Source organism: Candidatus Dormiibacterota bacterium, from assembly GCA_035532035.1.
Taxonomy (GTDB): Bacteria; Vulcanimicrobiota; Vulcanimicrobiia; order Vulcanimicrobiales; family Vulcanimicrobiaceae; genus Tyrphobacter.
On sequence record DATKRS010000003.1, the window covers coordinates 35,334 to 49,987 of the forward strand.

The window sequence follows — 14,654 nt, forward strand, 5'->3', positions numbered from 1 at the left end:
GTTAGCTCACGCGCTGGCTGAGGGCCACGAGTTCTTCGGCGGCAAAAGTATAGTCGTGTTTGCAGTATTCGCAGCTCGCGTGCGTCGTGTCGTTCTCCCGCGCCATTTGGCGTAAGTCTTCCGCACCGAGCCCGACGAGCGCGGCCTCGACCTTGTCGCGCGAGCACAGACACGCAAACGTAACGGCGAGGCGCCGATGCTCGTGCAGCTCGAGATCGCCGGCAAGGGCGCGTACGAGGTCATCCGCATCGGCGCCGTCGCTCATGAGCTGCGTGACCGGCGGGAGCGACTGCGCGCGCCGTTCGAGCTCGAGCACGGCACGCTCGTCCGCGCCGGGAAGGACCTGCGCGAGGATGCCACCGGCCGCAATGACGCCTGCAGGATTTGCGAGCACGCCGAGCGCGACCGCGCTCGGGATCTGCTCCGAGCGAACGAGATATGCTGCGAGGTCTTCGGCGATCTCACCGGAGTGCAACGCGACGATTCCCATGTACGGCTTGCCCACTTCGTAGGTTTTGGTGACCTGAAGTGAGCCGGAGCCAAGTGCGGCGGCGACGTCGAACTTGCCGCGCGCGTTCAGTGGCAGATCCACGTGGGGATTGCGCGCGTAGCCACGGGCACCTACCGTGTTTTCGTCGAGCAGCCATGCATCGGCGAAGAGCCCTTCGATGGGACCGTCGGACGCGATCTGGATCGAGAGGCGTTCTCTGCCCTTCAAGCCCGCGCCGAAGAGCACCGCACCCGCGACGAGCCGCCCGACGGCAGCGGTTGCGACGGGAGAGAGGTCGTGACGATCGCGGATAGCACGCACGAGATCGGTGACGACCGTCCCGATCACGGTTATGCCGGCAGAAGGGGCGTAGAGACTCGAAATGCGGTCGGGCACCGCTCGGTCTCGGCCGAGGGCTGCGGCATTTCCTCCCAGAAGGCAACGAGCGATGCGCGTTCTGGTGATCCACGGACCGAACCTGAACTTGCTTGGCGAGCGGCAACCGGAGATCTACGGATCGCAGTCGCTCGCCGAGATCGATTCAGCGCTCGTGCAGGAGGGGCGCCAACTCGGGACCGAGGTGCGATGCGTGCAGCACAATGGCGAGGGGCACATTATCGACGCGCTGCACGCGGCGCGCGGCGAGTACGATGCCGTCGTGCTCAATCCTGGAGCGTACGCGCACTACTCGCATGCAATTGCCGATGCCGTCGCTTCCATCGGGATACCCGTCGTCGAGGTGCATCTTTCCAACATCGCAGCCCGAGAGCCGTATCGCCGCGTGAGCGTTACGGCCGCGGCGTGCGCGGGAAGCATTAGCGGCTTCGGGCTGCGCTCCTATCTCTTGGCGCTGCGTGCCGTGCGAGAAATCAGCGGGAAATGAGGCGGGCTGCCCGCAAGCGCGGGAGGAAGCACTGACCTGCCTGCGAAGCGGGAATTACGGTTCCCGCGTTATGAAGGAGATAGAAAGTTTGACGAAAGCCGATCTCGTTGATACCGTTGCCGACGAAGGCGAGTTGTCAAAGCGCCAAGCCGGTCAAATCGTCGATCTCATCCTTGACGAAATAAAAGCGGCGCTGAAGAAAGGCGACCGCGTCGCACTCACGCCGTTCGGAAGCTTCGTCGTTCGGTCGCGGAAAGCGCGCGAGGGACGCAACCCGAAGACGGGCGAGCGCATCAAGATTGCGGCACGCAAAGTGCCGGCGTTCGTTGCCGGGAAGTCCCTCAAGGACGCCGTCGGCGGTTCCCGACGGAAGTAAGACGTGAGAGGTCCTGAAACGGACCTCTCACACTCCAACGCAGGCATGCTCGTCACGATCCTGCTTTGCGACGCCGCGCAGGCCGTCGGAGGCAAGCTGTACGTTCTCGGAGGCGGCTGGTCGATTACCGGACCGCAGCCGGCACCGATGGCCGTAGCCCTCAAGCTCTCCGTTCCGTGGGCCGATGCAAACCGTCGTTTCAACATTCGCATCGTGCTCGTGGACGCAGACGGTCACCCCGTGCGCTTGCCGACGGGCCCCGACGGCGTGGATCAGAGCGTCGAGGTCCCGTTCGCCTTCGAAGCCGGCCGGCCGGCGGGATTGGTACCCGGCACGGCGCTCGACGGTTGCTTCGCGGTGAACTTTCCGCCGATGCCGTTGCTCCCTGGGGCGCGCTACGAGTGGCGCGTCGAAGTCGACGGCCGCTGCGAGGATGCATGGCGCGTTCCCTTTTCGGTTCGGCCAAACGGCCCGGGCGGGTTCTCTCCCGCCTGACGCGAACATTCGTGGCTCGTCGGGCCGTAGCGTAGCTTGGTTAACGCGCAAAGCTGGGGGCTTTGAGAGCGCTGGTTCGAATCCAGTCGGCCCGACCAAACTCCTTTTACGCGGTCACGACGCCTGCACGTCGTACGCAAGCATGTCGTGTCCGAGACGCCGGACGCCGGCGGTGAGAACGTGCTGCTTCGCCGTGCCGTCGTGCATGAGATGCCGCACCTCGACGCCTCGCAGCAGTACGGCAGCGTCTGCGATTAGGCGCCGGTGACAACGCCACCAAAGAGTCTCGGAGCACACGGCCGCCGTCTTGTGCAATAACGCGTCCGTCAAGAGCGTGTCGAGCGCCTCGACGAATGCCGGCGTCTGCATATAATCCGCGTATGCGCGAAACGACGGATTGCGCAACGCCGTATTTGGGCTCTCGGGTCGTTGTTTGCGAAATCCGCCGAGTGCCGGGCTTCGCGAGTAGGCCGCGCCGCCGAGCTCGGGGACCCAGCGCGCCATCTCCGCCTCCCACACGTGCGGGAGACGACGGCTCTTCGGAATGGTGCGCACGTCGACGACGTGCTCGAGCGCGGCGCCGCGAATCAGCGCAGCAAGCTCCTGCGCGCTCGCGGTCCCGTGGCCGAAGGTGTAAAGCGTCTTACCGAAGTGCGGCGAGCGAGTCTTTGAACGCGTCGAGGAACTCGCGCACGTCACCGTCGTCGAAGACAAACGGCGGCTGGATGCGCAGAACGTTCCCGTACCGGCCGCCTTTGCCGATCAACACCTTGCGCTCGCGCATCTGCTCGAGCATCTTCGTTGCAAGATCGGGCGCGACGCGCTTGCTCGCTCGATCCTGCACGAGCTCGACGCCGATCATCAGGCCCTTGCCGCGCACCTCGCCGATGGACTGAAACGTCGTCGCGAGGTCGCGCAACCCCGCCATCAACGCCTCGCCCTGGCGTTTGCAGTTGGCGATGAGATCGCGCTTCTGGACCACGTCGATGGTCACGAGTGCCGCGCGCGTTGCCACCGGGTTTCCGCCGAACGTGTTGATGTGCGGGCCTTTGAAGGTGTCCGCCAGCTCCGGTCGCGTGATCGTGATGCCGATCGGGAAGCCGCTGGCGAGACCTTTCGCCGAGGTGATCATATCCGGAACGACGCCGTAGGAAGAGACCATGCCGAACCAGCCGTCGCCAAGGCGTCCCCATCCCGTTTGCACTTCGTCCGCGATGAGCAACGTGCCGTACGGTGCGAGCGTCTCTTTGAGCACCTTGAAATACTCGAGCGGCGGCGCGACGATGCCGCCGACGCCGGAGATCGTCTCCGCGATCATTGCAGCGGGGGCGCCGTCGGTCTGCGACTCGACGACGCGCTTCGCGTATTTCGCGCACGCGATCTCGCACGACGGGTACGTCATGCCGAGCGGGCAGCGATAGCAGTACGGATTGGGAAGAAACGCGACGTGCGGCATCTGCGTAGCGAAGTTCCGCCATTGGCTCTGCCCCGCGAGCGCGACCGTGTACGCCGTGCGCCCATGGTACGCGTGATCGAGCGAGAGGAGATCGACACTCTTCTTGGACGTGCGGGCGATGAGCGTCGCCATCTCGTTCGCTTCGGACCCGGAGTTGGAGAAGAAAGACTTCGTCATGCCCTCCGGCGCGATCTCGGCAATCTTTTCAGCGAGATCGAGCATCGGCTCGTTGAGGTAGAGCGTCGAGGTGTGAATGAGCTCCTTCGCCTGGTCCGCCACCGCTTGCGCGACGGGCGTGTCGCCGTAGCCGAGCGTGTTCGTGCAGATTCCGGCGAATCCATCGAGGTACTCGTTGCCGGCGTCGTCGCGCACGTGCGAGCCGTCGCCGCCGACGAGCGTGAGTGGTTGCTCGTAATACGTTTGCTGCGCGGGGAAGAGGTGGCGCTTCGCGCGCTCCGCGTTGTTCTGCATCGTTTTCACGGTCAAGGAACCTCCGGTGCCGCCCAGGTCACGTCGGGATGGGGAAGGTGGGTTTCGACGCGCGTGATCGCGTCGTACTCTTGTTGCGAGATGCGCGAGCGGCTGCCCTGCATCAGCAATGCATACGCGGCGAGGCCGCCGGCCAAGCTCAAAACCCAGCCGCCGGACGACACGCGCGTGAAGAAGCCGTTGAGGCCACCGGCCCAGGGGTGGTGCGGGTCGAGCGCGACCGCGCCGCCGATCGCGAGGAGCCAGCCGATCGCCAGAGCCGCGAGTGCAAACGGATTGACACCGCCCGCATAGCCGTAGACGCCTTTGGGTGCGTAGAGCTGCGCCAAATCCAGGCGGCGCTTGCGCACGAGCCAGTAATCGGCGATCGCGATTCCGTCGAACGCACCGAGCATCGCGCCGTAGGCGCCGAGCCAGACGAAGATGTAGTTCGTAAAGCTCGAGAGCAAATACCACGGCTGCATGACGAGCGAGAGCAAGCCCGTGAAGATGGCGCCGAGCGCAAACGTCACGTGCTTCGGCGCGAGGTTCTCGAATGCGCGCGCCGGCGCCATGACGTTCGCGCCGACGTTGATCGTAACGGACGAAAGAATGATGATGATGCCCGCGATGACGACGACAGGCGTCGGGAACTTCACGATGAGCTCGACCGGGTTCCAGAGCGCGGTTCCGAAGACCGCGACGGTCGCGGACGTCACGACGATACCGACGAAGGAGAAGAGCGCCATCGTCAGCGGCATGGAGAAAATCTGTCCGCGAACCTGCGCGCGTTGCGAGGTCGCGTATCGCGTGTAATCGGGAATATTGAGCGCGAGCGTCGCCCAGAATGCGATGACGCCGACGACCGACGGAGCGAAGCTCGCCCAGAAAGCCGAGCCGTGAATCTTCGCCGGTTGCGCGAGCAGCGGCCCGAAGCCGCCGGTCGCATGGATCGCCCAAACGAAGAGTGCGATGGCGCCGACCGCGAGCGTCGGAGCGGAGACCTGCGCGAGCCTCCCAATCGCCTGCGGGCCGCGCATGGCGATGAGCACGTTGACGGCCCAGAAGATTGCGAACGCGATGCCGAGGTGCCAGGACAGGCCAGTCCACGACGGCACGATTCGCGTCAAGATTGCGTCGAGCGCTTGGCCGGCGAACCACGAGTTGATGCCGAACCATCCCGCCGCGATGACCGCGCGCGCGAGCGCTGGAACGTGGGCGCCGCGCGTGCCGAACCACAGACGCGCGAAGACGGGATATGGAATACCGAACTTCGTTCCCGCGTGCGAGACGAGGAGAATCGCGCCCATGACGATCGTGCTTCCGACGAGAATCGTGAGCACGGCCTCCCACCAGTTCATGCCGAGCGCAATCATGGATGCCGCGAGCGAGTACGTCGGCAAGCAGATGCACATGCCGATCCACAACGACGCAAACTTCGACGCGGGCCACGAATGCTCGGCTAGTGAGCATGGCCGCAGGTCCTCGTTCCACATCGAATGATTCTGCGCAGCCGCCGCTTCGGCGGCATCGGCGAGTACCACGACGTCGCCGACCTGCACTTGCGTCACGGCGAGACCATCTCGTCGTACGCGTCGGGCCGGCGGTCGCGGTAGAACTGCCAGGTGTCGCGCACCTGGCGGATCACGTCGCGATCCATCACGCCGACGACGACCTCGTCCCTATCTCGGCTGCCGATGGAAACGATCTGTCCGCGCGGATCGACGAGGTACGATTGCCCGTAAAACTCGCCCATGTTCCACGGCGGCTCCATGCCGACGCGGTTGATCGCGCCGACGTAGTAGCCGTTGGCGACCGCATGCGCCGGCTGCTCGAGCTTCCAGAGATACTCGGAGAGGCCCGCAACCGTCGCGGAGGGATTGAAGACGATCTCCGCTCCATTGAGGCCGAGAATGCGCGCACCCTCGGGAAAGTGCCGGTCGTAACAAATGTACACGCCCACCTTCGCAAACGCGGTGTCGAAAACCGGAAAGCCGAGATTCCCTGGACGGAAATAGTACTTCTCCCAGAAGCCGCATCCGGGCGGGCCCGCCTGCACCTGCGGGATGTGGTGCTTGCGATACTTGCCGAGATACGATCCATCGGCGTCGATCACCGCAGCCGTGTTGTAGTAGAAACCGGGCGCTTCGATCTCGTACATCGGCACGACCAGGACGATGCCGAGCTCTTTGGCGAGGTTTTGCATGAGCTTTGTCGTCGGCCCGTCGGGAATATACTCTGTCGCCTCGTACCACTTCGTCATTTGCTCGGTGCAGAAGTACGGACCGTAAAAGATCTCCTGAAGGCAGACGATCTGCGCGCCTTTTCCCTTCGCCTCGCGAATCATGCGCTCGTGCTTGGCGATCGCCGCCTTCTTGTGCTCGTCGACGGGCCGGCTTCCGTCGACGTCGTTGTGCGCTTGAATCAGCGCAATCGTTACTTTGCTTTCCATGTACTCCTACAGCTGCACGGGGTAGAAGCGTGCGCTCTTGATATGTTTTCCGGCGCCTTTTTCACCGACGAACGTCTCGCCGTCCGCGACCATGCGTCCGCGCGAGAACACGTAGCGTGGGCGCCCCTTCACCGTCATGCCTTCGAAGACGTTGTTGTCGACGTTCATATGGTGCGCCTTCGCCGAGATCGTGCGCCGTGCTGCGGGGTCCCAGACGACGATGTCCGCGTCGCTGCCTGCCGCGATCGTCCCCTTGCGAGGGAAGAGCCCGAAGAGCTTTGCGGGGTTCGTCGAGCCGAGGGCGACGAACGCGTTCAAGCCGAATACGCCGCCGTTCACGCCCACGTCGTAGAGAATCGCGAGCCGGTCTTCGATGGTCGGGGCGCCGTTGGGAATCTTCGAGAAATCGTTCCTGCCGAGCTCTTTCTGGCCGCAGAGATTGAACGAGCAGTGATCCGAGCCAAAGCTCTGCAACTCCATGTTCTTGAGCTTGTGCAGGAGAACGCTCTGATTCCACTTTTCGCGGATCGGCGGCGAGAGCACGTACTTTGCGCCCTCGAAGTTCGGCCGCTCGTAGTCGCTGAAGTCGCAGACGAGATACTGCGGACAGGTCTCGCCGTAGATCGGCAGGCCGCGCTTGCGGCCGTCGCTGATTGCATCGGCGGCCATCGCCGACGAAACGTGCACGACGTAGAGCGGCGCGCCAGCGATCTCCGCCAAGCGGATCGCGCGATGCGTCGCTTCGCCCTCGCACTCGACCGGACGCGTGAGCGCGTGCCACTTCGGCTCGGTCTTCCCCTGCGCGAGCGCTTGCTTCGTGATGACCTCGATCACGTCGCCGTTCTCGGCGTGCACTTGGACGAGGCCGCCCGCGTCGCGGCAGACTTGAAGCGTCTTGAAGATGGTCTCGTCGTCGACGTACAGCACGTGCTTGTATGCCATGAAGACCTTGAACGAGTTGACGCCCTGCTCGCCGATCATCCTCGGAATCTCGGCCATCGTCTCGTCGCGGCCGTCGGCGACCGTGAGATGAAAGGCGTAGTCGATGCAGGCTTTGCCCGATGCCTTCTCGTGCCAGGTCTTGACCGCGTCGAGCAGAGAGTTCCCGCGCGTATGCAGCGCGAAATCGACGATCGTCGTCGTACCCCCCATCGCAGCGCCGCGCGTCCCCGTTTCGAAATCGTCCGCTGTGACGGTGCCGCCGAAGGGCATGTCGAGATGCGTGTGTGGATCGATGCCGCCGGGAAACACGTACGCGTCGCTCGCGTCGACGATCTCGTGCTTCTCCGCCGGCAGGCTGCGGCCAATTGCGCTGACGGTCTCGCCTTGGATGAGAACGTCGGCGGGATACGTGTCGACAGCCGTGACGACGGTACCGCCCTTAATGAGCGTGCCCAACCGCGTTCCTCTCTTTCCAGCTCTGCGACGGCAGGCCGCTGTCGACGCGAATCATGTCGATGCAGTCGACGGGGCAGACCATCATGCACAAGTTACAGCCGACGCAGTGGTCGGCGTCGACGACGAGGTCGTAGGTGCCGTTGGTGCCACTGGCGACGCGATCGATGCATTGGTGTGCCGCATCCTCGCAGGCGATGTAACACTTATTGCAGTGAATGCACCGCGACTGGTCGACCTCGGCGACGATCTTATAGTTGAGATTGAGATTTTCCCAGGTGGTGATGGTGTCACGCGACTTCCCGACGAGCTCGCGCACCGATGCCAAGCCTTTTGCGTCGAGGTAGTCGTTCAAGCCGTCGATCATTTCGCGCACGATGCGAAATCCGGAATGCATGACCGCGGTGCACACCTGAACGTTCGTTGCGCCCAAGAGGAGAAACTCGACCGCATCGCGCCACGTCTCGACGCCGCCGATTCCCGAGATCGGAATCCCGACCTCCGGGTCGCGCGCGCAGTCGCTGACCATGTTGAGCGCGATCGGCTTGACCGCCGGTCCGCAGTACCCGCCGTGCGAGCTCTTGCCGTCGACGTGCGGGATCGGCTTCCATGACTCGAGATCGACGCCCATCACGCTGTTGATCGTGTTGATGAGGCTGATCGCGTCGGCGCCGCCACGCGAAGCGCCGCGTGCGGGAAAGCGAACGTCGGTGACGTTCGGCGTGAGCTTGACGATGACGGGAACGCGGGCGGCCTCCTTGACGTACGTCGTCACGCGCTCGATGAGATCGGGATGCTGGCCGACTGCGGCACCCATGCCGCGTTCGCTCATGCCGTGCGGGCATCCGAAGTTGAGCTCGAAGCCGTCGATGTCGACCTCTTGCACGCGCTTCACGAGCTCGTGCCACGGCTGCTGCTCGCAGACCTCCATCAGCGATGCGACGATCGCGCGATCGGGAAACGCTTTCTTGCACTCCGCGATCTCTTTGAGATTGTCGTCCAACGGCCGATCGGTGATGAGCTCGATGTTGTTCATGCCGACCATGCGGTGCTCGCGGTAGTTGAGGCCCGCAAAACGTGACGTTACGTTGACGATCGGCGTGCCGAGCGTCTTCCAAACCGCCCCACCCCACCCTTGCTCGAAGGCACGCTGCACCTGATAGCCGCTGTTCGTCGGTGGTGCCGACGCGAGCCAAAATGGATTCGGGCTGCTAATCCCGGCCAGGTTACTGCGTAAATCAGCCATTGTCGTTCCTCACCCCGACGCTTCGACGGTGGTACGCAGGACGCCGAGATACTCGTGCACCGAGCGTGCCGCGATCTTCCCTTGTTCGGCCGCTTCCACCACCATCGCTTCGCGCACGCCCTTTGCGAAGATGCAATCGCCCGCCGCAAAGACGCCCTCGCGCGTCGTGCGCAGCGCATCGTCGACGCGAACGACGCCGTTGTCGTGCGCGACGCCGAGTGCGTCGATGGCGTCGAGCAGGCGGTTCTGCCCGATCGCACTGATGACGGTATCGCACGGCGCGACGAAGGAGCCTTCGGCGTTCGTGCGCGCGAGCTCTAACCCGACGACGCTCCCGCCCTCGGCGATCACGCGCACTGGCGCACAGTGAAAGCGAAACTCGATGCCCTCTTCCTTGGCAAAGTCGTACTCGAACTCGTAGGCGGGCATCTCCGCTTCGCCGCGGCGGTAGTACATCGTAACCTGCTCCGCGCCGAGCCGTTTCGCGCACGTGAGCGCGTCGATCGCCGTATTCCCCGCACCGATCACCGCGACGCGATTGCCCAATCCCGGAGCGTCGCCGGTGGTCTTCGCGCGCTCGATGAAAGCGAGCGCGTCTCGCGCGTACTCTTGGCCGGGAATGCGCAGCTGCGGCACGTCACCCATGCCGCACGCGAGGATTATCGCGTCGTATTCCGCCACGAGCGATGCCGCCGATACGTCGTCGCCGACGCGCGCGCTCGTGCGAACGTCGCACCCGAGCTCGATCACCTGCTGCGCTTCCCACAGCGCGACGTCCGTGGAGAGCCGAAAGGGCACGATGCCAAACGTGTTCAATCCGCCGAGTTGCTTGCGCGCTTCGAAGATCGTAACCGCGTGGCCGTACCGGCGCAGATCGCGCGCGGCGGCAAGACCCGCGGGGCCGCCGCCGACGATCGCGACGCGCTTGCCCGTCGGCGCGCCGGCGTCGAAGATGCGCGTGCCGGCTTCGCGCACGACGTCGGTAGAGTAGCGCTGCAGATCGCCGATGCGTATCGGCGTGTCGCTCTCGGTGTTGTACACGCATGCACCCTCGCACAACTCTTCGACGGGGCAGACGCGCGCGCAGGAAGCGCCGAGAGGATTCGCGTCGAGAATCGTGCGCGCGCTGCCCGTGACGTTTCCATCGGCGATTTGCGCGATGAAGCGCGGAATGTCGATGTGCGTCGGGCACGCGCGCGTGCAGGGCGCGTCGTAGCAGTAGAGACACCGATTCGCCTCGATCGAAACCTCGAGGTGCGACAGCTCCTTTTGAATCGGTTTCCCGGGAAAATCCCCTGTCATCTACATTACTTGTGCGTCGGAAAGCCGAGGTTCACGCCGGCATTGCTCTCGTGCCAGCGGCTCGTGACGACCTTGCCGCGCGTGTAGAAGCGAAACGCGTCGGGGCCGTACACGTGGAGATCGCCGAACAACGACGATTTCCAGCCGCCGAACGAATAGTAGCCGACGGGCACCGGGATCGGCACGTTGATGCCGACCATGCCGGCCTGCACCTCGCTTTGAAAGAGCCGGGCGGCGCCTCCGCTGCGCGTAAAAATGGACGTGCCGTTGCCGTATGGATTCGCGTTGACGATCGCGAGCGCATCGTCGAGCGATCCCGCGCGGACGTTGACGAGCACGGGCCCAAAGATCTCGTCGCGATAGATCGACATCGCGGGCGTCGCGTTGTCGAAGAGCGTCGGCCCGATGAAGAAACCATCTTCGTATCCCGAGACGCGCAGGGTACGCCCGTCGGCGAGAAGCGCCGCGCCTTCTTTCACGCCGCTGTCGATGTACGAGAGAATGCGATCGCGCGCCGCCGGCGTCACGACCGGCCCCATATCGTTGCCTGCGTCGTGCCCGGCGCCGACCTTGAGCTTGTCGATGCGTTCGAGAACGCGTTGGAGCAGCGGCTTCGCGCAGTCGCCGACGGTAACGCTTGCGGAGATCGCCATGCAGCGCTGCCCCGCCGAGCCGTATGCACTCGAGACGAGCGCGTCCGCGGCGGCATCGAGATCCGCATCGGGCATGACGACGAGATGATTCTTCGCTCCGCCGAGCGCCTGCACGCGTTTGCCGTTCTTCGCGGCGGTCTCGTAGATGTAGCGCGCAATCGGCGTCGATCCGACGAAGGAGACGGCATTGACGCGCGGATGCGCGAGCAACGCGTCGACGGCAACCTTGTCGCCGTGCACGACGTTGAGCGCGCCATCGGGCAAACCCGACTCCTGCAGCAACTTCGCGATGAGCAGCGAAGCCGACGGGTCGCGCTCGGAGGGCTTGAGCACGAAAGTATTGCCGGCGGCGAGCGCGGGCGCGAGCATCCAAATCGGCACCATCATCGGGAAGTTGAACGGGGTGATGCCGACGCAGACGCCGACGGGCTGGCGCAGCGAGTAGGTGTCGACGTTGGTCGAGACGTTCTCGCTAAGCTCGCCTTTGAGCAACTGCGGCAAGCCGCAAGCGAAATCGATGACCTCGAGCGCACGCGCAATCTCGCCGGCGGCGTCGGTAACGATCTTGCCGTGCTCGTTCGAAACGATGCGCGCGAGTTCGTCGGCGTGCGCGCGCACGCGCTCGCGAAAGGCAAAGAGCACTTCGGTACGCTTGCCGAGGGGCGTGCGGCTCCACTTCGGAAAGACGTCCGCGGCCGCACGCACGGCGGCGTCGACCGTTGCCTCGTCGGCAAATGTGACGCGCGCTTGAACCTGCCCGCGCGCTGGATCGTAAATATCGCCGAAACGTGATGCATCGTCGCCGGCATCTCGGCCAGCGATGAAATGCCCCACGTTGCGAAGCCGAGCGGGTGCTTCCATAATATTGCCTTAATATGACGGCGATGAAGCGTTATCCTCGGGCGACGCTCCTGCGCATCGCGACGCCGCTCGGCGTCGACCTGCTCGTCGACGTCGCCGGTGGCCGGGTGATCTCCAGCCGCTTCGCGCGCCACCGCAAAACGCTCGCCGCTCGCGCTCCCGGCAAGGAAAGGCTCGCGCGTGAAGTCGCTCGCCAAGTCGCTGCCTATTTCAAAGGAACGCTCGAGCGGTTCACGCTGCCGCTCGCCTTCGAGGGGACGCCGTTCGAATGCGAGGTCTGGCGCCAAGTCGCGAGCCTCGCGTTCGGCGAGTTCGTCTCCTACGCCGACGTCGCTCGAGCGGTTGGCAGACCGCTCTCGCACCGCGGCGTCGCGCGCGCGGTGGGAAGGACGCAGCACGCGCTCTTCGTCCCCGCGCAGCGCGTCGTCGGCGCCGACGGCAAACCGCGCGGCGTGTCGCCCGCGTCGCTGCGCCTGCGTCTCATCGCATTCGAACGTGGGAAGAGAGAAGACATGGCAACCAAACGCTGGTCGCAGAACGTCACCGAGCGCAGCAGCGCGCTCGACATCGAGCCGGACGTCTTCAAGAAGCGCAGCGCGAAGGCGATTGCGCAATCGTTGAAATCATCGGCGGAGCACAGCACGCGGCGAAAGGGCAGCGCGTACCAATCGGCGATGTCGATGCTGAACTTCTACATCAACCGTGCGGGCAAGAACTTGAGCGAGAGCCGACTGCAGACGCTCGAGCGCGCGAAAGCAGAACTGCGAAAGGCCTTCGGCAGGGAGCCGTAAGGCCTTTCGCACATGGTTGCGGCTACCGCGGTCCCCGATGATGCATCATCATCATGCCCATCATCTGCGCGTGACCGGGAAGCAAGCCGCGTAGGAGCGCTGCGCCGGCATCGGGTGCGTGACGCCCGTGCTCGTGCTCGCCCATCTCGCCGGCGTGCATGGCGACGACTCGCCCTTGCATGGCGCCTGCCCGCGACTGCATCTGCGCGCGCACCTGCTGCATTTGCGTTCGCATCTGCTGCATCTGGGCGTGCATCTGCTCCATCTCGGAGCGCTGTGCGGCGAGGATCGCGTCTTTTTCGGAGGCTGTGAGAACTGCGTCGACCTGCTGGACGGCACCGCGCCGGTTCGGTGTCGTCGCTATCGCGAGCAGCCCGAGAACGCGGCCGACGAACGCGCGATGCGCGGGCGTCAGCGCCGCAAGCATCTTCGCGCGGGTTGCGCGATGGATGTTCTCGGCCTGTTGGTGAAACCGGCGAAACGCCGCCATGTGCTCCTGCATGAGCTGCGGCGACATCCGCACCGGCGCCGCCGCCGGGGCCGCGGAGGGTGCGGGCGGGGGTGGATTCGAGGTCTGCGCGGCGACGAGCGCCGGCGCAAAGCCAAGGGTAAGAAGAAGAGCAAAAGTCTTGAGGTTCATGCCTTGCTTGTACGCTTGCTCGCATAGAGTTTGCTGTGATAGGTTGAGGCCGTGGAACGCATCCGATTAAAAGTTACCGACGGCTCGACGATGGAGGCCGTCGTGGAGCGTCCGGCGGGCAAGGTTGGCGCGGGCCTGCTCGTCTTGCAAGAAGCCTTCGGCGTCAACGGCCACATCCGCAACGTCGCGCGTCACTACGCCGACCTCGGCTTCACCGCGATCGCGCCCGAGCTCTTTCACCGCACGGCGCCCGCCGGGTTCGAAGCCGCGTACACCGATTTCGATTCCGTCCGCGAACATATGGGCGGCCTGACGCCGCGCGGCCTTGCCGCGGACATGCGTGCCGCCTACGAGTGGCTCGCGGGCGACGCGCAGATCGCGCCGGCGCGCATCGCTGCCGTCGGCTACTGCATGGGTGGCCGCTGCGCGTACCTTGCCAACGCCGACCTTCCGCTCGCGGCCGCGGTCTCGTATTACGGCGGCGGCATTGCACCCGATCTGCTCGACCGCGCGACCAACCAGCACGGGCCGCTGCTCATGTTCTGGGGCGGCCTCGACAAACACATTTTGCCGGAGCAGTATCGCGCGGTCGCCGACGCGCTGAGCGCAGCCGGCGCCGACCACGAGCAAGTCGTTTTCGCGAAAGCCGATCACGGCTTCAACTGCGACGAACGCCCTGCATACAACGAGAGCGCCTCTCGTCAGGCGCTCGCGCTGGTTCTCGAGTTTTTCCGCGTGCGCGGCGTCCTCTAAGAGCCGCCGACCCTGCGAAGCCGTTCGTTCGCGTTGTTCATGATGTAGATCTTGTCGGCGTGGCGCATGCCGAACGCCTTCTGATCGTAGATGACGGCGACGTAGCGCCCCGGGCGCAGGTACGTCATCTGGTACGTCGTCTTTCCGTCATCGGAGAAGAGCTGGTAAAAGTGCGGAACGAGCTCGAAGCTGAGAATTTGCCCGTTGTGCGGATTGCGAACCTTGACGTTGGTCGTCGAAACGTGCACGACCTCGCCGTAGAACACGTTCGCCGCGAGGGCGGCCTGCGGCACGAAGAGCAGCGCCGCTGCGGCCAGCGCGATTGCCAACGTGTGAAGTTTGATGCGTCTCATAGATCCCATTCTACCCCAAAAAGGCAGGCGTCCACACGCT

16 protein-coding genes, 1 tRNA gene and 1 pseudogene are annotated in these 14,654 nt (G+C 64.5%); 7 read left to right on the forward strand and 11 right to left on the reverse strand.

Annotation, left to right across the window (positions count from 1 at the left end; all coding sequences use genetic code 11):
- Position 1: 1 nt before the first annotated feature.
- Entirely contained in the window at positions 2–886 is an 885-nt protein-coding gene (gene hslO / locus VMV82_00330) for an Hsp33 family molecular chaperone HslO (protein ID HUY40004.1), read from the reverse strand.
- A 52-nt stretch (positions 887–938) separates the two neighbouring features.
- Here hslO and aroQ point away from each other — a divergent pair, with 52 nt between their 5' ends.
- The 4 genes from aroQ (at position 939) to VMV82_00350 (ending at position 2,342) form a co-directional block, all read left to right on the forward strand.
- Positions 939–1,373 (forward strand): type II 3-dehydroquinate dehydratase, encoded by a 435-nt coding sequence (aroQ, locus tag VMV82_00335; protein ID HUY40005.1) that lies wholly within the window; start codon positions 939–941, stop codon positions 1,371–1,373.
- Positions 1,374–1,461: 88 nt separating this feature from the next.
- A complete protein-coding gene (locus VMV82_00340; protein HUY40006.1) occupies positions 1,462–1,749 on the forward strand; it encodes an HU family DNA-binding protein in 288 nt (95 codons plus the stop codon).
- 3 nt (positions 1,750–1,752) lie between these two features.
- Positions 1,753–2,244, forward strand: a complete 492-nt coding sequence (locus VMV82_00345; protein HUY40007.1) for a hypothetical protein — start codon at positions 1,753–1,755, stop codon at positions 2,242–2,244.
- A gap of 20 nt (positions 2,245–2,264) precedes the next feature.
- Positions 2,265–2,342: transfer RNA gene (locus VMV82_00350), tRNA-Pro, on the forward strand.
- A gap of 16 nt (positions 2,343–2,358) precedes the next feature.
- Here the strand turns inward: VMV82_00350 and VMV82_00355 are convergent.
- The 8 genes from VMV82_00355 to VMV82_00390 are packed head-to-tail and all read right to left on the reverse strand — an operon-like array spanning position 2,359 to position 12,077.
- On the reverse strand, positions 2,359–2,943 hold the full coding sequence (locus tag VMV82_00355) for a DUF488 domain-containing protein (protein HUY40008.1): 585 nt from the start codon (positions 2,941–2,943) through the stop codon (positions 2,359–2,361).
- Positions 2,888–4,171, reverse strand: a complete 1,284-nt coding sequence (locus VMV82_00360; protein HUY40009.1) for an aspartate aminotransferase family protein — start codon at positions 4,169–4,171, stop codon at positions 2,888–2,890. The genes VMV82_00355 and VMV82_00360 overlap by 56 nt, the downstream gene beginning before the upstream one ends.
- Before the next feature lie 11 nt (positions 4,172–4,182).
- Positions 4,183–5,739, reverse strand: a complete 1,557-nt coding sequence (locus VMV82_00365; GenBank protein HUY40010.1) for an NCS1 family nucleobase:cation symporter-1 — start codon at positions 5,737–5,739, stop codon at positions 4,183–4,185.
- Positions 5,736–6,620, reverse strand: coding sequence for a nitrilase-related carbon-nitrogen hydrolase (locus VMV82_00370; protein ID HUY40011.1), 885 nt, complete (start codon positions 6,618–6,620; stop codon positions 5,736–5,738). The genes VMV82_00365 and VMV82_00370 overlap by 4 nt, the downstream gene beginning before the upstream one ends.
- 6 nt (positions 6,621–6,626) lie before the next feature.
- Positions 6,627–8,018, reverse strand: a complete 1,392-nt coding sequence (gene hydA / locus VMV82_00375) for a dihydropyrimidinase (protein HUY40012.1) — start codon at positions 8,016–8,018, stop codon at positions 6,627–6,629.
- Complete coding sequence (gene preA / locus VMV82_00380) at positions 8,002–9,261, reverse strand: NAD-dependent dihydropyrimidine dehydrogenase subunit PreA (GenBank protein HUY40013.1); 1,260 nt, start codon at positions 9,259–9,261, stop codon at positions 8,002–8,004. The genes hydA and preA overlap by 17 nt, the downstream gene beginning before the upstream one ends.
- A 9-nt stretch (positions 9,262–9,270) precedes the next feature.
- Positions 9,271–10,563, reverse strand: coding sequence for an NAD(P)-dependent oxidoreductase (locus tag VMV82_00385; GenBank protein HUY40014.1), 1,293 nt, complete (start codon positions 10,561–10,563; stop codon positions 9,271–9,273).
- Between the two features lie 5 nt (positions 10,564–10,568).
- Positions 10,569–12,077: a CoA-acylating methylmalonate-semialdehyde dehydrogenase gene (locus VMV82_00390; protein ID HUY40015.1), complete on the reverse strand. Its 1,509-nt coding sequence runs from the start codon at positions 12,075–12,077 to the stop codon at positions 10,569–10,571.
- A 23-nt stretch (positions 12,078–12,100) separates the two neighbouring features.
- Between VMV82_00390 and VMV82_00395 the strand changes: the two are divergent.
- A pseudogene (locus VMV82_00395) lies at positions 12,101–12,472 on the forward strand (MGMT family protein).
- A gap of 117 nt (positions 12,473–12,589) precedes the next feature.
- Positions 12,590–12,868 (forward strand): DUF3175 domain-containing protein, encoded by a 279-nt coding sequence (locus VMV82_00400; GenBank protein HUY40016.1) that lies wholly within the window; start codon positions 12,590–12,592, stop codon positions 12,866–12,868.
- Positions 12,869–12,890: 22 nt separating this feature from the next.
- Here VMV82_00400 and VMV82_00405 read toward each other — a convergent pair whose 3' ends face one another.
- Entirely contained in the window at positions 12,891–13,508 is a 618-nt protein-coding gene (locus tag VMV82_00405; GenBank protein HUY40017.1) for a hypothetical protein, read from the reverse strand.
- A 51-nt stretch (positions 13,509–13,559) separates the two neighbouring features.
- Here VMV82_00405 and VMV82_00410 point away from each other — a divergent pair, with 51 nt between their 5' ends.
- Positions 13,560–14,261 carry a dienelactone hydrolase family protein gene (locus VMV82_00410; GenBank protein ID HUY40018.1) on the forward strand — a complete coding sequence of 234 codons (702 nt, stop codon included), beginning with the start codon at positions 13,560–13,562 and terminating at the stop codon, positions 14,259–14,261.
- Here VMV82_00410 and VMV82_00415 read toward each other — a convergent pair.
- Positions 14,258–14,614: a hypothetical protein gene (locus VMV82_00415; GenBank protein ID HUY40019.1), complete on the reverse strand. Its 357-nt coding sequence runs from the start codon at positions 14,612–14,614 to the stop codon at positions 14,258–14,260. The genes VMV82_00410 and VMV82_00415 overlap by 4 nt on opposite strands.
- Positions 14,615–14,654 lie beyond the last annotated feature (40 nt).

What these genes read in the sequence shown, in the direction of transcription:
- VMV82_00370 (HUY40011.1), bottom strand. Translation starts at nt 6,620, where the DNA reads ATGGAAAGCAAAGTAACGATTGCGCTGATTCAAGCGCACAACGACGTC.
- VMV82_00390 (HUY40015.1), bottom strand. Translation starts at nt 12,077, where the DNA reads ATGGAAGCACCCGCTCGGCTTCGCAACGTGGGGCATTTCATCGCTGGC.
- VMV82_00400 (HUY40016.1), top strand. Translation starts at nt 12,590, where the DNA reads ATGGCAACCAAACGCTGGTCGCAGAACGTCACCGAGCGCAGCAGCGCG.
- VMV82_00415 (HUY40019.1), bottom strand. Translation starts at nt 14,614, where the DNA reads ATGAGACGCATCAAACTTCACACGTTGGCAATCGCGCTGGCCGCAGCG.
- preA (HUY40013.1), bottom strand. Translation starts at nt 9,261, where the DNA reads ATGGCTGATTTACGCAGTAACCTGGCCGGGATTAGCAGCCCGAATCCA.
- VMV82_00405 (HUY40017.1), bottom strand. Translation starts at nt 13,508, where the DNA reads ATGAACCTCAAGACTTTTGCTCTTCTTCTTACCCTTGGCTTTGCGCCG.
- aroQ (HUY40005.1), top strand. Translation starts at nt 939, where the DNA reads ATGCGCGTTCTGGTGATCCACGGACCGAACCTGAACTTGCTTGGCGAG.
- VMV82_00360 (HUY40009.1), bottom strand. Translation starts at nt 4,171, where the DNA reads ATGCAGAACAACGCGGAGCGCGCGAAGCGCCACCTCTTCCCCGCGCAG.
- VMV82_00385 (HUY40014.1), bottom strand. Translation starts at nt 10,563, where the DNA reads ATGACAGGGGATTTTCCCGGGAAACCGATTCAAAAGGAGCTGTCGCAC.